The organism is Thioalkalivibrio sp. AKL9, assembly GCF_000377825.1.
GTDB classification, from domain to species: Bacteria; Pseudomonadota; Gammaproteobacteria; order Ectothiorhodospirales; family Ectothiorhodospiraceae; genus Thioalkalivibrio; species Thioalkalivibrio versutus.
The window spans coordinates 189456-209610 of record NZ_KB905103.1; the positions used below are offsets into that span (position 1 = coordinate 189456).

Consider the following 20155-nt stretch of genomic DNA (forward strand, 5'->3'; position numbering starts at 1 on the left):
CGCGACGGATTCGAATCCGGCTCAGGCGTCGCGTTCGACGCGCTCGAGAACCTGGGCAACGTGATCGCCCTTGCGGTAATTCGGGAGGTCGCGCTGCATGTCCGCCAGCGCCTTGTCACGCTCCAGCGCACTGTCATACCAGCGATAGGATTCCCAGTCCGCCCCCAGCAGGTGCGGCATGGAAAGGGTGCTGCCTTCCGGCAGGCGAATGCGGATTCCGTAACGTTTCATGGCGTTCATCCGAGGTTGGTCCCAGTGAGCCGGGCCGGCCGGCGCGCAGTCTAGCCGAGCCCCGAACAGGCGGCAATAAAGCCCTCCGGCGCGCCTATTGGCCCCGGCCGACCACAAAATCGAAATAGTGATCCGGAAAGGGCTCGTCCGCCAGGGTGAAATGCCACCACTCCTGCTCGTAGGGCTCGAAGCCCGCCTCTACCATCAGCCGCTGCAGAAGCATGCGGTTGGCCCGCTGCTGTGCGGAAACACCGTCATCCCCGGGCCAGGAGCGCGGACTGAACCGGTCAAAGCCGGTGCCCATCTCCAGAGCCTCGCCGGAATCGCGATCAATCAAGGTCAGATCGACCGTCGAGCCACGCGAGTGACTCGACCGGGCCGCGATATAGCCATGCTCGAACAACTCGTCCTTGGCAACTTCCGGGTAATACTGTGCCTGCATGCGGGTATCGCCGAGGTCCTCCGCCCAGCGCACGAAGTGCGCGACGGCCCGCGCGGGCCGATAGCAGTCGAATACCTTGAGACCAAGCCCGAACGCCGCGAGACGTTCCTGCACCCGGGCGAGGGCATGGGCGGCCGGGGACGTCAGGATGCAAACGGGGGCCTCGTAACCATCGATCGGTTCGCCCACGAAGTTGTCGTCGCCAAAGTAGTGGATCTCCTCGACCAGGTCCGTTACCACGTCACCCGCCGCAACAAACCCTGCCGGGCGCCCATCATCCGCGACCGTGGCCCCACTTGCCGCCATTGCGACCAGCAGCCCAAGCCCCGCCAGATTCGTCCGCTTGCTGCGCATCCGGCCCACCCTGCTCGCTACCAAACCCACGGTCCGACAGACTACGAGATGCCGCAGAGATGTTCGAGAGCCGCGCGCTGCGCGGCATGCTTGGCTGCGTTCTCGTTCGCAAGTTTTTTCAGGTTGAGGAGTTTCCAGCGGACGGCTGGAAGGGTTTGTGCCTGCGGCAGGCCGATCGCTCTGAAATCAGGTTCGCCGTCATGCAGGCTCAGTAGGAATTGCGCTGTGTTGCCGCGCAGGCGACCGCGGATATCGGCGATAAGCCGGACTCTGGTCGCTTCGAGCTCGTCGAGGGTGATCGGGCTGGTCGTCATGCCGACGAATTCCCTGGCATAGGGTTCGTTCAGATCGCTCAGTCCAGGCGCGAGCAGTTCATGCACCGGACGCGGCGAGCTGGCGACATAGACCAGGAAGGTACGGAACAGCGCGTCGGTCAGCCCTTCGTGTTCGTAGAGCAGCTTGATATCGAACAGGTCGCGGGGGTGTTGGCGATCGACCGCCGCATGGAGTTTGCCGCCGAACAAATCCTCAAATGACACGACCTGGACAGCGGCATAGCCGAATTCATCTTCGACCGTTGGGGATACGGCGCGGCGTTCAGGATCGTGCACGACGCCGCGCGTGACGGGTGAGATTTCGATTTTGACTTCGGCGCCGTCGAGCCGTACTCGGACACGGGTGGCGCCGCCACCGCTGCCTTCGATACGTTGCGCCCGGAGACGCGGAATGCCGGCGTTGGCCGCGTCCATGATCCTGCCGAGCGTCGCGTTGATCTCCCTCAGGCTTTCCGCTCGGTCTCTGACCGGCAGGTAGGTCAGGTCAATATCTACCGACAGGCGCGGCATGTCGCGGTAGAACAGGTTGATGGCAGTGCCGCCCTTGAGCGCGAACACGGGTTCCGCCGCGATGAAGGGCAGCAGGCGCACCAAAAGCGCTACCTGTGCACTATAGGCGTCACGGGCCATCGGCATCTTCCGTTGGGGTATCGACGAATTCCGGCGGGACCACGATGCGGTAGCGCGGATGGATCTTGCCGCCCGTTATCAGGGCGCGGTCACCCGTACCGAGGTTGAAGTCGTCGGGGTTAATGCGCTCGCGCCAGGCATGTTTGTGGCGGTCGGCGAAGACGAAGAATAGACGTCTGAGCTTGATCTTGCGGCAGCTCTGCAGCAGCGCCGTAAGCTGGCGAGGCCGCATCGTCGCCAGCCCCTCGAACATCATGTCAAGATTATGGAAACTCTCTTGCGTGGGCAGCTCGTCAAGTGCTTCGAGGATCGCGCGCTCCGGCGAGGATATTCGGAGCGCCCAGCCCCAGGGCAGAGTTGGGGCATTGCCGTTTTTGTATTCCGTCAGACCAAGCGACGGGTCATCGAACAGGGACAGGGGGCGGCTTATGAGTGGTGCGTCGAGGGTGAGGCGCGAAAGCCAGGTTGGTGTGTCACTGCCGTAGAGCCACACGGGCGGATGCGCACCCAGCGGGAGATAGTGCCGGTAGCCCTGGAGGTCAAGGGCGGACATGCCGCCGACATGGACGTGATAATCCATGATTTTTTGGAGAGATAGGACGCAACTCTTCCAGTCTGGAGGGACTGACTGCGGCGAGGGGCGACGGAAAACACCACGCTCCAACCGCTCCAGCCAGCCGCTATCTACATATTTCCGGGTGAGGAACCGGCTGACGCCGTGGTTCTCCAGCCAGCGCGCATCCACCATAAAGCCGGCGGGAACAGCTTCTAATACACTCTTTAGCTTGTCCGATCTTTGCGCACCCATAGTGCACATTATAGAGAAATCTCGAAGATTGCAGCAAGACTACTTCGGGATTTCAAAATTCAGGGTGCTATAAGTGCACTAATTAGGATAATTCGAAAGCGCTATGTCACGCGTTTTGTCTCTGACAAGGTTTCGTAGGTTCGCGCAGCATTCGGCGAAATCGGGTCCTGCTGCGGATTCCGGCCCATCGTGACCGCCCATTCCGATTGATCGTGACCGCGGATTCCGGGGAAGTGGACACCGCCCCCCTTCGACGCGAAAGTGTCGTCCGCATCTAACGACAATTACTCTGGCCGGCCAAAATAGTTGACGTCAGATACGTCCACGAACACGAAGGGTGCGACCTGTGTCAGCAGGCGCGCCGTTTCAAGGTAGGCCGAGTTCATGGCTTGAGGACCAGCGGATCATCGCCGGCCCCGGATACCCAAGGCCGATCACTGCCGGTTGGGAGCTCGGCCGGATCCAGCTTGGCCGCCCAAGGGAGCGAGAACTCTCGTCCCAACTGCAGAGCCAGACGGACAGTCTTGATGCTCTTCGTCTCGCGCAAGAGCTCGCGAAGGACATCGGCACGCAGACTATAGGCCCCCTCGACGATCTCGCGAGCCTCCTGCAGCGGTTGCCGAACACCGACTTCACTGAGGAGCTCGAGGAGGGCCCGCTCCGGCGCGGCGACATCGGGCGCCCTCGCCTGACGCTCGAAGGGGCCGACATGCAGCATGGCATCAGGTGTTTCATTGAATAGGCGTTTCCGGTGATATGCCGCCGTAAACCGCTCGGAAAACCAGTCCGGCAGCCGCCCAGCGGCCCAGCCATACAACCACAGCGTGGGTTGGTGCAGGACGTAGTGCCGCATGCCGTACCACTCCAGGGCGGATTTGCCACCCACGTGGAGGCCCGGAAGCTTTCGCTGCAACATGACGAGACTGGGCTCCAACTCCAGGTACTCACCCGGGCGGCAATAGACGCCCCGCGCGAGGCGTTCCAGCCACCCCGACCGGACGTAATAGACTGCCAGGTCGGCCGAAATGCCCAGCTCATTGAGGTCGGCCGTGGTCAGCGGCGTTCCCGGAGGCACTCTGGTATAGAGCGCCTTTAGATGGGATCGGATTGTCGTAGACACACTACGACTAAACCACATAAAGCCATCCGGTATCAACCAAGAAAACGCCCGTAATCGTAGCGTGGCTACGATAAATAACAATTTCTCAAACGCGGGCAATGCTGAGCACGAACCATCCAGAAGAAGCCTGAACGGCCAGAACAAGCACACCGCCTACCGATCCGCAGTGAAGCCGTGCACCACTGAGGCGCCCTTACCACCCGATTCAGCGACCGTTTGGAATGAACCGCAAGCTTCAGGGGGACATCGAGGGGGATGTGTCGCTTTAACTCAGCTCACGGATGGGGGCGGCTGGTTCATGATCACATTCTGAAAACCGTAGAGGTTGCTCGCAGCCCCGCAAAGAGGGGGCGCGTTTATCCGAAAGACTTCCGCTTCCGTCGCACGTCAGGGAGTCGCATCCGGCAACGCATAACTTGTGCTGCGACCACCACCAGGATTCTTCTTCAGCGCGCCGCGGTCGAGGAGGTCCGCGATGTCGCGTTGGGCGGTGTCCTGCGAGCACTTCGCCATGCGGGCCCAGCGCGAGGACGTCATTCCGCCCTCGAAACCATCCAGAAGGCGATTGAGTACCTTGATCTGACGCGCGTTAAGCGGCTCCGTCGCGAACCGCTCCCAGAACTGCGCCTTGTACAGCACGGTTTGGAGGGAGCCCTCCGCGTTGTCGAGCGCCCGCAGCAGACACCCCAGGAACCATTCCAACCATGGGGTGACGTCCAGCCCACCCTGCTTCTGGGTCTGCTCGAGCATCCCGTAATAGTCGGCCCGCTCGCGCAGAATCTGCCCGGACATGCTGTAGAAGCGTTGCGGCGACCCGTCCGCCCGCGTCAACGCCATATCCGCGATGGCCCGCGCAATACGGCCGTTGCCGTCCGCGAACGGATGGATCGTCACGAACCAAAGATGGGCCAGCGCCGCGACCAGCAACGGATCCGCATTGCCGGGTGCCTTGAACCAAGCAAGGAAAGCATCCATTTCCGCCGGGACACGCACGGCCGGTGGGCCGGAAAAATGCACCTTCTCCCGTCCCACTGGCCCCGACACCACCTCCATCGGCCCGTCCCCGTCATCGCGCCACTGCGCCACAGGGATCCGAACCATGCCACTGCGCCCTGTGGGGAACAGAGCCGCATGCCAGTCGAACAGTCGGTCCACCGTCAACTCACGATCAAAGTCCCTCGTCGCATCCAGCATCAGTTCCACCATGCCTTCGACATCCCGGGCCGACGCGACTAAACCGCCCGCTTCCAAGCCAAGGCGACGCGCGAGCGAGGAGCGAACCTGGTCCAGCGGCAACCGCTCCCCCTCGATCGCTCCCGAGTCCACGATGTCCGACGACAGCATGCGCAGCCAGGCCTCCTCGCGAAGCGCAAAGCCCACGCCCTGCATCCGCCCGAGCAACCGTCCCTGCTCGCGCGCCGCGGCCGCAAGCGGCTGAGCGATGCGGTCCGAATCCCAGTGCCACTTCGGCCAGTCGGGGTGTTCCCAGATGTATCGCACCACATTCTCCGCATTCAGTGCGGACATTATGCGGCTTTTTTCTCCGCATTGCCCACGTCCTGCATCCGCCCGAGCAACCGTCCCTGCTCGCGCGCCGCGGCCGCCGCGTGACAATAGGCGAAAAAGGTATAAGTTCAGATCATGGATGGGTTCCGGTACGACGCTGTGGGAAGACCCGAATCTGCTGGAAGTCCAGGCTAGGTCGGAGGGGGAACCACGGTTCCTGTTGATCGGGAAGATCGGCGACAGGCATTGGTCCGCTGTCGTCACGTACAGGGAGGGCCATATCCGCCTGATCTCCGTCAGGCGCTCGCGCAAGAAAGAGGTGGACCTCTATGAAAGCTGAAGACTTCGACAAAAAGTTCGACGAAGGGCAAGAAGACATTGTTGGCGATCTCGACCTTGGTTCCGCGCGGCGCGTGAATCAGGACCACAAGCGTATCAACGTCGATTTTCCCGCCTGGGTGGTGGATTCGCTGGATCGGGAGGCAACGCGCATCGGTGTAACGCGCCAGTCCATCATCAAGGTGTGGCTGGTCGAGCGCCTACAGGCGGAAGCGGCGCACAAGCCGCTGAATGACGATGCCGCCGGTGGCACGCATTAGGCCGTTATGGCCCTGCCGCTGCCTTGATCCGGTCCACGTCCTCGAACGCGGCCGGGGTGGCCTCGGTCAGCTTGTCGACCAGCTCCGCAAGCGCGGCCTTGAACGCCTCGTAGCGGTTGTCCTCGATCTCCGGGTGCGGTTCGGCGGCCCGGCCATTTCGGTTGATCTCGAACTGCTGCTCATAACTCGCCGTCGGTGAGAAACCCTTGGGTTCATTGATCGACAGGAACACCCCATCGGTGGTCGTGTCGGCCTTTCAGGAAAAAATATGCGATCGCTTCCTCTGAAAGGCAAACACTAAACGGTCGCTTCTTTTTGGCCGGCGCGACAAGGAGTCTTCCCACACGAAGCGGGGAAGAATACGATTTCCATCGAGAGACTTAATCTCACCCCGGAGGGCGCCATGAAACAATCGGCAAACGCGGAGCAGCGGCAGGTGGTACTCACCCGGGCCGTCGCGCGGGCCGCCGAACGGCTCGGGATGAAACAGTCGGAACTGGCGAGGGCCCTGGGGCTGAGTCCCGCCACGATCAGCCGCATGTACGCCGGCGGTTACTTCTTGGACGAACACACCAAGCACTGGGAGCTTGCGGCCCTGCTGGTCCGCCTCTACCGCGGGCTCGATGCCATTACGGCCGGCGACGAGCGCTCCCTTCGGGCCTGGATGCACAATCCCAATACCGAACTGCACGATGTTCCGGGTCACCTCGTGGGCAACGTGATGGGGCTAGCGCGCGTAGTCGAGTATGTGGACGCACATCGCGCTCGCATCTGAAGCCGGGCCCGCGGCTGGCGAGTGGTGCGGCAGCGAAAGCACCTGCATCCGCGCCGGCCGCGACGAATCCTTCACCTTTCCGGCCTTACCCTTCAATTGAGACGCGGAGACCCGTCAATAAGCCGTTGACGGACGTCCGATGAAACACCGTCTGCACGAATGACACCGGACCGGATGGTCACATTCACGCGTGCGCTCATGATCTGCAGGCCGTCCACGACAACGACCAGCTCCCTCCCATGCGATTTCGCAGTAACCTCTTCCAGGCGGGCCGCTGACGAGGGGGCAAGCTGGATCCACATCACCCCCTGGTGCTCTTCGATCGCCTGGATCTCGGTCGTCTCGACGACAAAGGTCACCGCATTACCGGCCGCTGCAGCGCCGACCATCAGCAATAGACCAACAAGTACCCATGCCTTCCAGATCGCGCCGGCGCGAGGCGTGTAGCGCCAACGGATCAAAGGCCCAGGTCCCGAAACAACTCGTCGGCCGACCCGGACCGCTTCCCCTTGCCATTTCCCAGCTCGGACATCGCGGCCTCGGTGGTGGCATTCGGAATCGGGACAGAAAACGGCAACCGCCCTTCCTCCGCAATGCTCAGCATCAATAGGCGGATGGCATCGGACACGGACAGGCCCATCGCCTCCAGAGCCGCCGTCGCGCGCTCTTTCGTTTCACGGTCCATACGGGCTCGAACCACGGAATCGCTACACATGGCGTCCTCCTCAGGGGCTTCTCGCGCCTCTAGGGCTGGGCCAGCTCATCCGCGTGAGCGCCATGGGGATCAAGGCCCTTCAGCAGATCCGCTTCCGAGAAGGGAAGATTCACCTTGCGTGGAGCCTTATGAACGGCCTCGATCATGATCTTTCCGGCCTTCACCTCGATATGAATCGGGCTGGATACCTCAAGGTTGGCTTGCGCCAAAACCTTGCTGGAAAGTCGCACGGCAGCGCTATTACCCCAGCGTTTGATTTCACTTTGCATGGCACCCTCGCATGATGGTTTAACGCCACTCCAAATAGACCGACATGCGGCTGTCAGAGATGGTCGATCACTCCATCGTACGGCTCTCGCGGACGAATGACGCAGCATTCGGCGTAAAGACGACCGAGATCCCTTGCCCACCCTGCCCAAAGAGCTGCGGCATGGACCAGTGAGAGAGGGTTTTCCGCGGTCATCACCTCGTTGTCCTGGGGCTCACCCATCGCCTTGAGAAAGGCAATCGCGGCGGTATGCCTATTCCGGCACATCGTGACCGCCCATTCCGATTGATCGTGACCGCGGATTCCGGCGCCAGGGCCAAAATCGGTCACGTTCCGACCGGAATACGCACGGAGACGTCCAGTTTCAATGGACCGAATTTACGGGAAGGCGACAGGAACCGACAGGCCCAATTCGCGGGCAAGATCAGCCGCGCGCGCCGGGGCGAATTTCGCAAGCGCCAAGCCGAGCTGCTGGTGCGCCGCTTGTCGCTTGCTCCTCATCCGAACCCGCCCAATTGAAATGATTATTGAGAAGATACTAACCCATTAAGGGTTTGATATATATAGCTTCAAAAGCCCGCCGAAGCATGTACTGAAACAATCCCATGGCCGAAGCGAGCCCTGGCCAGGAGGGGTCCCGACCTGCTGCGTTTGTGACAGGATTTGTGACAAAGGCGGGGCGATACAATCCCGGGGCTCCAAACTCGACCTCGGAAACACACCATGACCGACTGCCCCACCCTGTCGATGTACTCCGCCCTGCAGCAGGCCTTCGATCATTTCAACGAACGGCTGTTCGACAACGAACTGCCGCCCTGCCTGATCACGCTACGAAGCTCCCGCCGGCAACGGGGCTACCACCACGCCGAGCGCTTCATCTCCGGCGACGGCACGATCATCCACGAGCTGGGTGTTCATCCGGGGTACTTCACCCTGAATCCGCTAGAAGTTGCGCTCTCCACCCTGGTACACGAGATGGTGCATCACTGGCAGGAGTGCTTTGGCCAACCGAGCCGGTCGAACCACCACAACCGGGAGTGGGTCGGCAAGATGGAAGCGATCGGTCTGGTGCCGAGCGATACCGGCCTGCCGGATGGCAAACAGACCGGACGCCGAGTCACGCACTACATACAGCCGGCCGGGCCCTTCGCCCGAGCCTGCTCGGACCTGCTGGCCACCGGGTTCGAACTACCCTGGTTCGACCGGCATGCCCCCACCGATCCGGAATCGGTTGCCCAAGTGCAGGAGGCCCTGGCCGAACAGGGCCTGGCCGTGGCCAGCGCCCCCGCACCGGCCGAAACGATCCCCCTGCCCGACAATGCCGAAAAACCCGCGGTGTTCGCGCCACCCGCGCCGCGCCCGGATCCCCGTGTCCGCATGAACTGTCCGACCTGCGACGCGCGAGTCTGGGCGCGACCGGAAACCGAGGTCGTCTGTGGTTCCTGCATGGAGCCCATGAGCCACGCCTCCGAAGACGCAGGGTGACCCTGCCAACATCAGATCAACGCGCGGGCATGCCGAGAATGGCCGCGACCACCCGCTCCTCCGCAGAGCTTTGAAGCGGGAGGCTGGCAAACGCCTCCAGTACCTCGGGGCCAAGCTCCGACTCCGCCTCAATGAGTTCCTTGCGCAGATCCCGCAGGCGAAGGAACCCCCGGCGCTGCTGGGTCAGGCGGCGATACCAGTAGGGACGGATGAGCTCCAGCCAGCGATTGGCAAGCGCCTCCCAATCCGGTTCTCCGCCCGTCAGCGTTTCCGGCTTGCGCTCCAGTAGATTGCGCAGAGCGAGATAGGCGTCAAGGCGCGCCTGCTCCCTCTGGCGGGCCGCCTCCTCGCAAAATCCATTGAGGACCTTGGTCATCTCTTGCAGGGCGCGTTGCTTGCGCAGTGGTAACTGCGCCCGTTCGGCCTCCGGGAGGCGCTCGGAAAAGTGCGCAAGCCACCTCGCGGCCGGATCGTCGATTTCACCATTGGGCGGATCCCGCGCCAGTCGCTCGCGCAGCGCCGCGGCCACCTTGTCCAACGAAGTCGTTGCCTCGGCATCCGGGCCCGAGAAGAAGAACCAGCGCGGCGCCCGGTCCGCACTGCCGGCCAGACAGAAGAAGGCCCAGACCGTGTCGCTGGCCACCACGCTGACCCTTGAGAGCACCCGCACGGAGCGCTCCCGGTAATGCTCGTAAATCTCCGGTTCGACCAGGGCACCCGAACCTTCCACCAGCCCGCGCACCGCGGCAAACGCATCATGCGGTTCCGCTTCCTCGATCGAACGAGCCGTACGCTCGTATTCGCGGATCAGGGTGTCGGCATCAACGCTTTCCCAGGACCGCTGTTGCAGGTCTTCCGGCAACGGGAGATTGGTCCCGAGGAGTTCCGTCACCGCGCCGACTCGATCCAGGAATCGAGCATCGGCACTGAGAGCGAACGCCTCGGCATCCCGGGGCCACCAGACTTCGACCTCGACATGGGGGCTGTCGAGACGATCGACGCGTCCGGTTCGCTGTTCGGCCACGCGTATCACCGAGGGCATGTCGAGATGAACCAGCGCCGAGGCCGCCTGCAGGTTCACCCCTTCGGACAGGCTGTCCGAACACAGCGCCACACCGGTCTGCTGGTCGCCACCCGGCCGAAACGCACGGAGTACCGCCTGGCGGCTTCGCTCATCGCTGCCCGTCGCCTGCCAGATCTCGACGCCCGGCAGCCGCTCTTCGAGTTGGACGCTCAAGGCCGCAATGGTGATCAGACGGCTGTCGAAGGCCAGCACACGCTCGTGGCGCGCCGCCAGTTGCGCCAGATGGGCCACCTTGGCACGTTCTCGCGCGGGGCTCATGGCCCGCACTTCTTCCAGCACCTGCGAGAGGATCCGGTGGTCGTGCGCGTGAGCCGATTCCCAGGCATCGACATCGGTGAGCCACGCGGGCAAGGGCACGCCCAGCCGATTCTCGGGAACACGGCCCGGCTGTTTGAGCTTGCCCAGCACATCTCCTGTATCGGCGGACTTGGCGTAATGCTCCAACCCGAACTCGGCCCGCGCCACCGCCGTTCCGCACAGGTGCTCGACCAATGCCGCACGCGAAGATCGCAGGGCCGCCATGACCCGGTAGCGGACCAGCTTGTGAGCCCCGAGCAGCAGGTAGTCGCGATACTGGGCCTCGGTGAGTCCCTGCTGCCTTTGTACGGCGCTCAGTTCCAGGACCGCCGGAACCTGGACCACGCCGAAGAGCTGATCGAGAAGCTCCCGGATCCGACCGGCGCGTTCACGGTCGGCAGCCGGTTCGTTCAGGGAATAGCTGTACGAGCGGTGCTCCGGGTAGCGGCAGGGCCGGCCCGTGTGATCCCGATAGGCCCCGGGCGCGCGATCAATCAGCGCATTGAACATGCGCTTGGTACGGCGAATGGTGAATGTACGGATCTCATCGCGCAGCTGGGCGGCCTCGTCCTCGCCCAGACCGTGCCAGCGACCGGGACGATTGACCCGTTCCAGGGCCTTCAGCGTGCTCGGCTGCAGGTTGTCGGCACCGAGCAGATCCGCAATCCGGACCAGGTCATCGACATTCCGGTTGATCGGTGTGGCGGTGAAGAGCAGAACGTCATCGGCAAGGTGATTGGTAAACAGCCGCCGTGTCCTGCGCGAGCGGCGATTGTGGAAATTGTGGCACTCGTCCACGGCCAGCAGTCGCGCCCGCCTCAAAGCATCATCCAGCTGCCACGCCTTGCGGCTTCCGTGACTGAGCAGGCCAACCGAAAAGACATCCAGCGCGGTGTCGGCCCGGGATGCCTCCCGCTCCCACTCCTCCACGACGGTCGAGGGTGCAATCATGACCGAGCGGGGCATCCCGCCCGCCCCCTGGATGCGCGCCTGCTGCGCCCGCAGAAGATGCGCACCCATACGCGTCTTGCCCGACCCCGTCGCATCCGCAATCAGCACCGCCCCCTGACGGTCCAGCAGATAGAGCGCCTGTGCGATCCCCTGACGCTGGGCCGGCCACAACGCGCGAAAGGCCTCCCGGTCGACCTGCTGCAGAAAGCCCTTCGCCCACTCACCTTCCAGCAACTCCCCGCAAGCGCGGGCCAGCGCATCGCGCCACCCGACGACATGCAGCAGACGCTCGAGCAGCGCCAGCAACGCATCGGTGTAGTCCTCTCCAAGCGACCAGAACTGTTCGGCCAGCGCCGCGGCCTCGCGGTAACGCCTCGGTTCACCCGTTGCGGTGAACCGCGCGTTCGCCTCGTGCTGACGTTCCAGCCCGTTCCGGCTGAAGTTGCTCGAGCCCAGCGTTACCGCCCCCGCCCCGAGATAGATCTTGGCGTGCAGCGGTCGCTGCGTGTCGGGCCAGTACCGCGCCTCGACGGCGCCCTCGCGGAGTCGCTCCCGAAAATGGATCAGCCGGGCCGACAGGCGCAGGGCGATTCCTCGATCCAGCCAGTACTGTTCGACTTCCTCGGGGAAGCTCGGCGCCTTCAGACTGCGGTGACCTCCCTCCCCCACACTCGGCTCGTTACCCAAGAGAACGCGAAGCGGACGAACCTCCCCCAGATCCCCCTCCAGACGAATAAGCTCCTCAAGCGCCCCGTAGCCCGTCACCACCAACGGCGAGTCCGCAGACACCAGGTCCGCAATCACCCGCTCGCGCACCGTCCGCCCGTCGACGTTCAGCGGGAACCGATCCGGCGGTGGCCAAACACCCTGCCCCTCGCGCGACTCTTCAGGAAAGTCGCTAAAGAGATCAGCGGTGCGCGCCGTATCTGGGAGGGGATCTTCTTGACTCATGAGGCCACCCGTCGACCCAAAACAGGAATTCGACCGACACAGTGCCGGATCCGCGGATGGGAAGGCCACACGCAATGCTTCCCTCCCGTCCATTCGGTCAATGTAGACGCCCACCGAAGTCGGGAAGCACACAGATCACTGTGAGGAATCGAATGCCGGTCCAAGATTGGGCGCTACACCCGGAAACCTCCAGTTATGCGTGGACCTAATCCGAGGAAGTGGACACTGCTCATACCCCCTCCATCATCAGGCGTCAGCGTGCAGCCGAACACAATGGACATATCGTGACCGCGCGGATCTCCGCCAGCCCAAGACCAATCACGAGCAAGCCGTCACCGATGAAGGCTTCGTAGCTTTCGTGCTGGTGCCCATGCACGAGACGAGACACTCCAAGGCAGGAAGCAACGCGGTCGAGTTCCTCAAAACCGTGCCGATGGGTTGAAGGTGCTTCGTGGGAAAAAAGGATATCAGCACTCTCCTGTGCCAAGCGGTCCACATCCTCCGACCAGATGGCCCCGAGCACTCGTAGTGGAGTGCCTTCACGCCAAGTGTCCGGTACACCCGACTTCTTAACGGGGCCAAGCGATGCTTCGTAGACTTCTCGAGACTGGAAGCGGGGAGGCCCAGGCGGGTACCATATCTTGCCCTGAAAATGACCACCAAGCCCCGCCAGACGCATACCACCCATCGTCACCACAACACCATCCAAATTTACAGCGCGGCCGCTGGCCATCATGTAGTCGTAGTAGTCCGGTCGGTCATAGTCATGGTTGCCGGGGATGAAGGCGACCTCCATCGAATCCGGCAGTTCCGAGATAGCGTCGGTTAGTGGCTGATCTAGGGTCAGGTCGCCCAGAAAGATCACAGCACTGGCTGTGGGATGTTGCTCAGCGATTTGCCTGCATAGTTCGGCGACCCTTCCGTGCGGGTCTCCTACCACCACTAAATACGGATCGGACATAGATAAAGCCACCCAAGAATGAGGTAATGCCCTTTATGCTAGCGGACCGGGGTGGCAGGCGGGTTGCTGTCGCCTGTGAACGCGGGCACTTACGAGAAGGCCCATACTTGGGCCGCGAGTGTCGTCGAAGAAACTCAACGACGCAGGACTCATGAATAGCCTGCAAAAAGTTGCCTTGCAATATGCTCTCGAAGCCCCCCCCCCCCCGCGAAACCAGTCAAGATCTGCTAGAAGATCATCTCGACGAGCAACGCCGTCCGCCGGAGTCCGCGAGGACGCGTGATCTCGGTGCAGAGCAGGGGTAAAAGGCAAGGTCTGACCCCATGCCGCGCACAGAACACCGCTGCGCACCCATAGCGAGACACCAGCCCCAGCCGCCTCGATTCACGTCCCTTACCCCGCCCCGGGTCGGACCACGATACCCGGTGCGAGACGTCGAGGTCAGGCTCCATACCGCGCATCATTTTGCCCGGGCAAACTTGCAGCCCTGGACCTTTCTGAGTCGTGCTGTCGCCTTTTCCCCCTGCGGAGTTTGCCCGGGCAAACAAACCGAACGGATCTCTTTCATGCAGGGTTTGCCTGGCCAAAGAGGACTCCAAAGCCAAAGGAGGCCGAGATGCGCAAGAGCCGGTTTACGGAGAGGCCGACCGCCCGATCGAGACACTGACAGGCATCGACCCGGGCACCGCTTGAGGGGCTATACGCCCCACAACCGGCCGTCGAACGGCCATCCAGTCTGACGGCCGTACGCCGCCTCATGAAGCCTTAGTTTCCGCCCGGCGCCGAAACTTGGCTGCCAACGGCATCCACAGAACCCACGGCCCCGGGTCCGAACAGGTCGCGCATGCCACCGAGTGATGAAAGCAGGGCGGTTCCCTCCATCGGCACAAAGACGCGATCCCCATCTTTCGCGAGATCCGGCAACATGCCGATGTAGCGCTGGGCGATCAGGTAATTGACGCCGGCCTTCGGGCCCTCGGGGTGATCGCCCAGACTCGCGATAATGAGCTGAATGGCCTCCTTCTCGCCCTCGGCGCGCAGGACCGATTCCTGTTTATCGCCCTCGGCCCGGGCAATCGCTGCGTCCCGGTCACCCTCAGCGCGACGGATCTCCGCTTCCTTGTAACCCTCAGCCTCACGAACCGTGGCTCGGCGAGTGCGCTCGGCGACCATCTGCTGGTTCATCGCCTGGACAATGTCTTCCGGCATGGAAATATCCCGGATCTCCACGCGATTCACCTTGAGCCCCCACTTCTGTCCAGCCTCGTCCATCACAACCGCCATTTGCTTGTTGATGGTTTCCCGGTTTTCGAAGATATCGTCCAAGTCCATCTTGCCGATCTCAGAGCGAAGCGTGGTCTGGGCGAGCGTCTGGATGGCAAGCACGAGGTTTTCCGCGCCATACACGGCGGATTGCGGATCCATGATCTGGTAATAAATCACCCCATCGATGGTGACGCCCACGTTGTCCTTGGTGACCACCGATTGATCGGGAAAATCGAGCAGTATTTCCCGCATATCGATCTTCGTATCGGTTCGAACAATCTTTTCGGTTCCCTTGAACTGGAGGATCGTGATCGGCCGAGGCTGATCGATAAACGGGATGACCAAATTAAGGCCGGGGTTCAGAACCCGGTGGAACTTACCCAGACGCTCGATCACAACTGCCCGGCGCTGGGGCACCATGGTAATCCCCATACTGAGGAAAATGCCGACGAGAATCGCCAGAACAATAAAGGTTACGAGTCCTTCCATTTCAGAGACTTCCTTTGCGCGTCAGTGCGCTACTGCGAGTGTGGGGTCACCACGGCGGTGATCCCTTCGAAACGGACCACGCGCACGCGATCCCCGATAGCCAGTGACTCGTCACCGGTTTCCGGACGGGCTGGATAGAAATCCCCGAGGAAGGTCACACCAAAACGCCCCCCTTGCTCCTCGACGATCAGGATCTCCCGCCCCACGCGGATATCCTGGGTCCGGAGATTGCCGTCATCCCCGCGAACCCAGTGCCGGCCGATCCAGAACACGAAGGCCGCCATCACGATCATCCCGGCCACGCCCCCGACCACCTGGCCGGACAGATCCGCGCCGAAGGCCGCGGCCACGGCCGCTCCAAAGGCCCCGCCGGCGACGATCAGGGTAATCCCGCCGCCACCGGACATGAGCCCACCCAGGAGCAGCAGGTCCAGGATCAGGATCACCAGTGCGACGACCAGCCAGATTTGCCAGAGGTCGACGCCCCCAAGCCCCGTCAGCAACTCCATTTCACTCGCCCTCCTTTTTATGGCCGAGGCAAACCGCGCGCCCTATCAGTCCACCAACTGCAGTACACGCTCACGATATTCTTCTTCGGATAAGACGCCCCGATCCCGAAGGCGGCGCAGTGCTTCGAGATCCGCCTCCAACTCGCTGGAGGATTGAGTTTCCGAGGGTCCTTCGGCGATGGCCCGGTGCAGACGTTCGTCGTCCAATGCCTCGTCGATCGTCTCCCACAGAGTCCGCGTCAGGAGTTCTTCCAGCTTCTCGATGGACGCAAAAATGCCGCCGCCTGCGCCCCCCTCGACATTGCTTGACCGAACGGAATTCTCATACGCGATGTGGCGAGAGCCACGTTCGACCAGGGTGACATCCAGTTTCGAATGCGCCTCTCGACGCATCACTTGGTTCGAATCCAGTTGCTCGATGTCGACTTCCAGGATGAACGCTCCCTCACCCTCTTCCGCGAGCATTCCCCGCTGTTCAAGTCCCGTATTGAACTGGCTGCGGACCACCTCGGACACCGGCTCCTCGGTTTCCAGCGTCTGCAGGGGATTGCCGAAACCACCCCGAATGGCCCCCAGCCAGTTCGAGCCGTGTTGCCGGCTGTCCGTAACGGAACCCATCTCGACATTCGCCGAACCGACGCCAACCGTGTCACTGCCCTGCGCAGGATCCAGGCTGACAGGCGTCGTGGTGCACCCGACCAGCAACATCCCGCCCAACATCACCCCTGCCAGTTTTCCGCTGATCACCATCTCTTCCCCTGTTGGGTTCAGGCCCTCGCATGCTGCCTGCGACTTGATGGAGAGGCCGAGTCACGACTCGCCCGCCCCCCGAAATAAAGCTCGGTCGCGTGCGCCTCGCTGAACAGGTCATGCCCTCGCACACATCGGGTCTGCGTCGCCCAGACGGTGAAGGCCCCGTCGTGGGTTTTGTCGCCACACACCTCTTCCAGGCCCGTCACGACGTCATCGCATCGCACACAGCGAAGTTCTCCCGCGATCGCCGAAACCATTTGCGTGAATCGGCCACGCAGTTCGGACCGAAAAGCGTCCGGGAGATCGGTGATGGCGTCGACACGATCGTCCGCGGCCTGCAGCCATAACCGAAAGGCCCGACGAGTCCCGTCCGGTCTTGCCGCGACCACAGGCGGGTCACGTTCTTCCAGCCAGTGCTCCAGGTCGCGGGCGGAAACAATCCATTCACAGCCGCCGCCTGACGGCCCCTGCTGGGGTGACAGAAGCCGAACACGGCGGGTGCACCGCGGAAGCTCCAGCAACAGATTGCCCACGGTCCATGCCCGAATGTCCTCGCGCGTTGCCAGGCGCCTGCGACCGGACAAGCACGCCCAGCTGTTGCGCAAGGCACGGAAGGCCCTCATGCGGGATCCTTCGTGCGGTAGGCCAGGCGGGCGGATTCCAATTCCTGGGCAATGGCGTCGCGCAGTGACGGGGGTCCAACGACCTCGACGCCTGCACCCAGCCCCAGCAGCCACCACTTGAGCCGGGCGGTGTCGCGCACGGTGGCCGTCACACGCGAGGTGCCATCGGGACCCCGCTCAATAAGCTGGTCTTCCGCCAGCCGCGCCTCGTGGAGGTGGTAGGCAAGGTCCGCATTTACCCGGAGTTCGAGGGTGATGAGCGCGCCCTCGGGGTAGTCGAAAGCGCCATCCCGGATGATCTGGTTAAGGTCGAACCCACCCTCCGGGTCTCGAGCCGGAACATCCGTCAGTGTTGAAGCCTCGATGCGGTGAGCCGCCAGATGCAGGACATCCTGATGCGGTTCGATCGTGGCCAGCAAGTAGGTGACCGGTTCGCGGAACACGAGTGCCAGCGGATGGATCCGGTGGTCCTTGACCTGCCCCTTCGAACGGGAGCGGTAGGTAATATCGAGGCAGCGGCGTTCCAGCAGGCCCTGCTGCAGAACCGGGAACACCCCGTCCGCCATCTCGGGCGGGGTCAGCGGCGGTCCGTTGGACAGGATGCGAACCCGCTCGGGCCACAGGCTCAGACCGGAGGCATCGCCGGCGGAATCCAGTACTTCCCGGGCGCGGGCCACCTGCGGCTTGAGTCGTGCCCGGGCCGAAGGCGGCAGCAGTTGGGCGGAGTGGGCATGCAGAATCTGCAGCGTCAGGGCCGTTTCCGGATCCATGGCCGGGACATCCTGCAGCGGCGCCTCGTCGGACCAGTACCAGCCGTAGGGGCGCTCGCGGTCGTCGCAGACCAGCGGCAGGAAAGAGGAGAGATTCTCAACATCGCGTTCGACCGTGCGCAACGACACGTCGATACCGCGATAGGCGAGCCGCTCCTTGAGATCCGGGGCGCTAAGCCGCCTCGGGCGACGCGGAATCATCCCCAGCAACAACATCCGGCGCTGCAACGTGGCGCGCATTCCCTGCCCTTCCGGCATCCCTTTCCCTTTCTCGTCCGGTCCGTTAAATGCCGGTGCATTTGCCGCCACCTTATCCCACACCGTCCTCATGGCAAACCGAACCCCTGCCCTGTCGTTCCTCCCAGTACATCGCATCGGAGCGTCAGGTCATGTCGCACAAAGGCCCCAAACTGTCCGAAACATCACCGGATCAGGAGATCGCCATGAGATGGATCGTGAGCGGACTCGCATGCCTGTTGGCAGGATGCGCCGCGACGGCACCCGCCGGATTCGGCAAGCCCTCCATCTATGACGCCGACGGGAACCGCAAGGGCTACCTCACCGAAGGCGCCCTGGGCCAACAGCAGGTCCGCGACACTCGAGGCGTGCTGCTCTATGAGATCCGCGACTGATCGGGCGACGCGGGTCCGGTCGAGCGTCCGGGGCGCCCCAACAGGTCGAGCTGCGCCCCGTCCACCTGCTCTCGTCCAACCAGGGTTGGTCCGCCCGCAGCTCGATCGCCCGAAGCCGTTCCCGGAGCACGGGCACTATCACCCCCTGCGCGAGACTCTCGCGGTAGGTCACACCCGGGCCGTCCACCGAACCGGTCAGGTGTTCCCATCCCAGATCGACCAACTGATCGATCAGGAGTTTTTCAACGTCCGTGTACTCCGCGACCCTGCCATACCGCACTCTGGTGTTCCGTGGGGTCAAATTAGCAAGTCTGCCAGTCGTTTCCTGCGCGGCGCAGGCATCCTGCGGGCGCTGAGGGTATAATCACAGGAGCACTTCCAGGAGCGCGCCATGAACACACCCCATGCAAAAACGAGCCGCAAGCCGGTCAGCCGCGAGGCCATCATCCGGGCCGTGGCGACGTCCACAGCGGTGGAAACCGGCGAATCCAGCAAAGCCATCGAGGCCAAGCTGCGCGCACCCAAGCCCCATCTCAAATCGCTGCGGCTCGCCTGACCCGCTCGACCATCGGCTGATAGTCCCCCTCAAGCCCGGCATGAATCGCCGCGATGTACGCGGACTTGTTCTGGTCCCAGTCGCTGTAGTCCAGTAGCCCGATGCCCGCCTGGTACGCCATGGCGTCCGCCAGAAGTCGCGCAATTCGGCCGGTTCCCTCCCGGAACGGGTGGATTAGGATCAGCTCCACGTGGATTTCCGCGATCGCTCGTAACGCAGCGTCGTCGTCCATGCCGCAACATGGCGTCAGCCTCTGCAGCCACTTCTGGTCCAGCGCCTGTAGCAGGTGCGGGATCTGCTGCGCCGCCGCGAACATAAAACCGCCCTTTTGCAGGTTGACCTGCCGCTCCTCTCCAGCCCAGTCGTAGAGGCTGCCGAGCCAACGGCGATGCCAGTGCTTGAGCAACGCGACATCCAGCGGCCGATCTTCCCGGAGGTCCGCGAATACCGCCTCGTACAGCATGAGCAAAAGCTCGGCCTCTGCCTCGTCCAGACTCTTTTGATCGGTAATGCCGAGCTTGTTGACCAATACCCGACCGTCGGAGCCAGGTTCGGCACCCCCCTGCGGCCCTGTGACGCGATACCGACTCATGCAGGTTCTCCTGTTCGCAGCCGATACCTCACCGGCCCATCGCCTTTAACCTCAGCCGAAAGGCATTGACGAAATGGTTCAGCTCCTGCCCCAACCGTTCCCGGCAAACATTATCACTGGCGAAATCCCCCTCTGTCAGCATAGAAGTCCGATGGGTGGCTGATGTCCACCGCGAGACGGGTGTCTCGGAGCCGACCCTGCATGCCTGGCGCCGAGAGTTCCCGGGGGCCGGGGGCATGCGGTGCCGGCGGATCCTGAGGACCCGGAATCCTGGAGTGGCCAGGACAAGCTCGCGGTGGTAATCGAGACCGCTGCGCTGAACGAACAGGCTCTATCGGAGTACTGCCGGCGCAAGGGCCCGTATCCGGAACAGATCGAGCGCTGGAAGGAGGCGAGACCTTCGAGGCCCTCTTATGGCGGGCCCACATATGATGTCCGTCGCCAAGTGCTTCG

The 20155-nt window shown here is 62.8% G+C and carries 23 protein-coding genes and 1 pseudogene; 6 read left to right on the plus strand and 18 right to left on the minus strand.

Annotated features, from left to right (window positions below):
* Positions 1-21: 21 nt before the first annotated feature.
* From D573_RS0100945 to D573_RS0100970, 6 genes are all read right to left on the minus strand, one after another.
* Positions 22-231, minus strand: coding sequence for a hypothetical protein (locus D573_RS0100945; protein ID WP_018168968.1), 210 nt, complete (start codon positions 229-231; stop codon positions 22-24).
* 94 nt (positions 232-325) lie between these two features.
* Positions 326-1027 (minus strand): M15 family metallopeptidase, encoded by a 702-nt coding sequence (locus D573_RS0100950; protein WP_018937331.1) that lies wholly within the window; start codon positions 1025-1027, stop codon positions 326-328.
* Between the two features lie 41 nt (positions 1028-1068).
* Entirely contained in the window at positions 1069-1992 is a 924-nt protein-coding gene (locus D573_RS0100955) for a nucleotidyl transferase AbiEii/AbiGii toxin family protein (protein WP_018937332.1), read from the minus strand.
* Positions 1982-2809 (minus strand): type IV toxin-antitoxin system AbiEi family antitoxin domain-containing protein, encoded by an 828-nt coding sequence (locus D573_RS0100960; protein WP_155984852.1) that lies wholly within the window; start codon positions 2807-2809, stop codon positions 1982-1984. The genes D573_RS0100955 and D573_RS0100960 overlap by 11 nt, the downstream gene beginning before the upstream one ends.
* A gap of 373 nt (positions 2810-3182) precedes the next feature.
* Positions 3183-3938 (minus strand): type IV toxin-antitoxin system AbiEi family antitoxin domain-containing protein, encoded by a 756-nt coding sequence (locus tag D573_RS0100965; RefSeq protein ID WP_018937334.1) that lies wholly within the window; start codon positions 3936-3938, stop codon positions 3183-3185.
* Between the two features lie 369 nt (positions 3939-4307).
* Positions 4308-5420, minus strand: a complete 1113-nt coding sequence (locus D573_RS0100970; protein WP_026287878.1) for a Fic family protein — start codon at positions 5418-5420, stop codon at positions 4308-4310.
* A 163-nt stretch (positions 5421-5583) separates the two neighbouring features.
* Here D573_RS0100970 and D573_RS0100975 point away from each other — a divergent pair.
* Together D573_RS0100975 and brnA are read left to right on the plus strand one after the other, a co-directional pair.
* Positions 5584-5766 (plus strand): annotated as a pseudogene (locus D573_RS0100975) (BrnT family toxin); the annotation flags it as partial.
* Positions 5756-6025, plus strand: a complete 270-nt coding sequence (brnA, locus tag D573_RS0100980; RefSeq protein WP_018937337.1) for a type II toxin-antitoxin system BrnA family antitoxin — start codon at positions 5756-5758, stop codon at positions 6023-6025. The pseudogene D573_RS0100975 and the gene brnA, both read left to right, overlap by 11 nt.
* Positions 6026-6029: 4 nt before the next feature.
* On the opposite strand, the gene D573_RS0100985 is transcribed toward brnA, so the two are convergent.
* Positions 6030-6257: a hypothetical protein gene (locus D573_RS0100985; protein WP_018937338.1), complete on the minus strand. Its 228-nt coding sequence runs from the start codon at positions 6255-6257 to the stop codon at positions 6030-6032.
* Positions 6258-6428: 171 nt separating this feature from the next.
* Here D573_RS0100985 and D573_RS0100990 point away from each other — a divergent pair, with 171 nt between their 5' ends.
* Positions 6429-6800, plus strand: coding sequence for an antitoxin Xre-like helix-turn-helix domain-containing protein (locus tag D573_RS0100990; RefSeq protein WP_018937339.1), 372 nt, complete (start codon positions 6429-6431; stop codon positions 6798-6800).
* Between the two features lie 92 nt (positions 6801-6892).
* Here D573_RS0100990 and D573_RS0100995 read toward each other — a convergent pair whose 3' ends face one another.
* From D573_RS0100995 to D573_RS0101005, 3 genes are read right to left on the minus strand one after another with little or no spacing between them, the layout of a single operon-like run.
* A complete protein-coding gene (locus D573_RS0100995; RefSeq protein ID WP_231367847.1) occupies positions 6893-7261 on the minus strand; it encodes a hypothetical protein in 369 nt (122 codons plus the stop codon).
* Complete coding sequence (locus tag D573_RS0101000) at positions 7258-7515, minus strand: type II toxin-antitoxin system RelB/DinJ family antitoxin (RefSeq protein WP_018937341.1); 258 nt, start codon at positions 7513-7515, stop codon at positions 7258-7260. The genes D573_RS0100995 and D573_RS0101000 overlap by 4 nt, the downstream gene beginning before the upstream one ends.
* A gap of 29 nt (positions 7516-7544) precedes the next feature.
* A complete protein-coding gene (locus D573_RS0101005) occupies positions 7545-7784 on the minus strand; it encodes a MazF family transcriptional regulator (protein WP_231362655.1) in 240 nt (79 codons plus the stop codon).
* Between the two features lie 722 nt (positions 7785-8506).
* On the opposite strand from D573_RS0101005, the gene D573_RS0101010 reads away from it, so the two are divergent.
* Entirely contained in the window at positions 8507-9268 is a 762-nt protein-coding gene (locus D573_RS0101010; protein ID WP_018937343.1) for a SprT-like domain-containing protein, read from the plus strand.
* Between the two features lie 16 nt (positions 9269-9284).
* On the opposite strand, the gene D573_RS0101015 is transcribed toward D573_RS0101010, so the two are convergent.
* The 7 genes from D573_RS0101015 to D573_RS0101045 form a co-directional block, all read right to left on the minus strand.
* On the minus strand, positions 9285-12551 hold the full coding sequence (locus D573_RS0101015; RefSeq protein WP_026287879.1) for a helicase-related protein: 3267 nt from the start codon (positions 12549-12551) through the stop codon (positions 9285-9287).
* Positions 12552-12804: 253 nt separating this feature from the next.
* Positions 12805-13512 (minus strand): metallophosphoesterase, encoded by a 708-nt coding sequence (locus tag D573_RS0101020; protein WP_081618714.1) that lies wholly within the window; start codon positions 13510-13512, stop codon positions 12805-12807.
* Positions 13513-14277: 765 nt separating this feature from the next.
* On the minus strand, positions 14278-15267 hold the full coding sequence (locus tag D573_RS0101025) for an SPFH domain-containing protein (RefSeq protein ID WP_018937346.1): 990 nt from the start codon (positions 15265-15267) through the stop codon (positions 14278-14280).
* Positions 15268-15296: 29 nt separating this feature from the next.
* Complete coding sequence (locus tag D573_RS0101030) at positions 15297-15776, minus strand: NfeD family protein (RefSeq protein WP_018937347.1); 480 nt, start codon at positions 15774-15776, stop codon at positions 15297-15299.
* Positions 15777-15821: 45 nt separating this feature from the next.
* Entirely contained in the window at positions 15822-16523 is a 702-nt protein-coding gene (locus tag D573_RS0101035) for a YajG family lipoprotein (protein WP_026288002.1), read from the minus strand.
* Between the two features lie 20 nt (positions 16524-16543).
* Positions 16544-17152 carry a hypothetical protein gene (locus tag D573_RS14920; protein WP_018939159.1) on the minus strand — a complete coding sequence of 203 codons (609 nt, stop codon included), beginning with the start codon at positions 17150-17152 and terminating at the stop codon, positions 16544-16546.
* Positions 17149-18180, minus strand: coding sequence for a YafY family protein (locus D573_RS0101045; RefSeq protein WP_026287880.1), 1032 nt, complete (start codon positions 18178-18180; stop codon positions 17149-17151). Before D573_RS0101045 ends, D573_RS14920 begins: the two co-directional genes overlap by 4 nt.
* Positions 18181-18365: 185 nt before the next feature.
* Here D573_RS0101045 and D573_RS0101050 point away from each other — a divergent pair, with 185 nt between their 5' ends.
* Positions 18366-18554, plus strand: coding sequence for a hypothetical protein (locus D573_RS0101050; protein ID WP_018937351.1), 189 nt, complete (start codon positions 18366-18368; stop codon positions 18552-18554).
* Positions 18555-18945: 391 nt separating this feature from the next.
* A complete protein-coding gene (locus tag D573_RS14650) occupies positions 18946-19110 on the plus strand; it encodes a hypothetical protein (RefSeq protein ID WP_018937352.1) in 165 nt (54 codons plus the stop codon).
* Here the strand turns inward: D573_RS14650 and D573_RS0101060 are convergent.
* Positions 19088-19702, minus strand: coding sequence for a Fic family protein (locus D573_RS0101060; protein ID WP_018937353.1), 615 nt, complete (start codon positions 19700-19702; stop codon positions 19088-19090). The two genes, D573_RS14650 and D573_RS0101060, sit on opposite strands and share 23 nt — an antisense overlap.
* Between the last annotated feature and the right edge of the window lie 453 nt (positions 19703-20155).

Excerpts from the sequence above, each read along its gene's own strand:
- D573_RS0101005 (WP_231362655.1), bottom strand. The coding sequence starts at position 7,784 with ATGCAAAGTGAAATCAAACGCTGGGGTAATAGCGCTGCCGTGCGACTT.
- D573_RS0101030 (WP_018937347.1), bottom strand. The coding sequence starts at position 15,776 with ATGGAGTTGCTGACGGGGCTTGGGGGCGTCGACCTCTGGCAAATCTGG.
- D573_RS0100955 (WP_018937332.1), bottom strand. The coding sequence starts at position 1,992 with ATGGCCCGTGACGCCTATAGTGCACAGGTAGCGCTTTTGGTGCGCCTG.
- D573_RS14650 (WP_018937352.1), top strand. The coding sequence starts at position 18,946 with ATGAACACACCCCATGCAAAAACGAGCCGCAAGCCGGTCAGCCGCGAG.
- D573_RS0101010 (WP_018937343.1), top strand. The coding sequence starts at position 8,507 with ATGACCGACTGCCCCACCCTGTCGATGTACTCCGCCCTGCAGCAGGCC.
- D573_RS0100965 (WP_018937334.1), bottom strand. The coding sequence starts at position 3,938 with ATGTGGTTTAGTCGTAGTGTGTCTACGACAATCCGATCCCATCTAAAG.
- D573_RS0101025 (WP_018937346.1), bottom strand. The coding sequence starts at position 15,267 with ATGGAAGGACTCGTAACCTTTATTGTTCTGGCGATTCTCGTCGGCATT.
- D573_RS14920 (WP_018939159.1), bottom strand. The coding sequence starts at position 17,152 with ATGAGGGCCTTCCGTGCCTTGCGCAACAGCTGGGCGTGCTTGTCCGGT.
- D573_RS0101060 (WP_018937353.1), bottom strand. The coding sequence starts at position 19,702 with ATGAGTCGGTATCGCGTCACAGGGCCGCAGGGGGGTGCCGAACCTGGC.
- D573_RS0101000 (WP_018937341.1), bottom strand. The coding sequence starts at position 7,515 with ATGTGTAGCGATTCCGTGGTTCGAGCCCGTATGGACCGTGAAACGAAA.
- D573_RS0101045 (WP_026287880.1), bottom strand. The coding sequence starts at position 18,180 with ATGCCGGAAGGGCAGGGAATGCGCGCCACGTTGCAGCGCCGGATGTTG.
- D573_RS0100990 (WP_018937339.1), top strand. The coding sequence starts at position 6,429 with ATGAAACAATCGGCAAACGCGGAGCAGCGGCAGGTGGTACTCACCCGG.
- D573_RS0100960 (WP_155984852.1), bottom strand. The coding sequence starts at position 2,809 with ATGTGCACTATGGGTGCGCAAAGATCGGACAAGCTAAAGAGTGTATTA.
- D573_RS0101050 (WP_018937351.1), top strand. The coding sequence starts at position 18,366 with ATGAGATGGATCGTGAGCGGACTCGCATGCCTGTTGGCAGGATGCGCC.
- D573_RS0100945 (WP_018168968.1), bottom strand. The coding sequence starts at position 231 with ATGAAACGTTACGGAATCCGCATTCGCCTGCCGGAAGGCAGCACCCTT.
- D573_RS0101015 (WP_026287879.1), bottom strand. The coding sequence starts at position 12,551 with ATGAGTCAAGAAGATCCCCTCCCAGATACGGCGCGCACCGCTGATCTC.
- D573_RS0101020 (WP_081618714.1), bottom strand. The coding sequence starts at position 13,512 with ATGTCCGATCCGTATTTAGTGGTGGTAGGAGACCCGCACGGAAGGGTC.
- D573_RS0100950 (WP_018937331.1), bottom strand. The coding sequence starts at position 1,027 with ATGCGCAGCAAGCGGACGAATCTGGCGGGGCTTGGGCTGCTGGTCGCA.
- brnA (WP_018937337.1), top strand. The coding sequence starts at position 5,756 with ATGAAAGCTGAAGACTTCGACAAAAAGTTCGACGAAGGGCAAGAAGAC.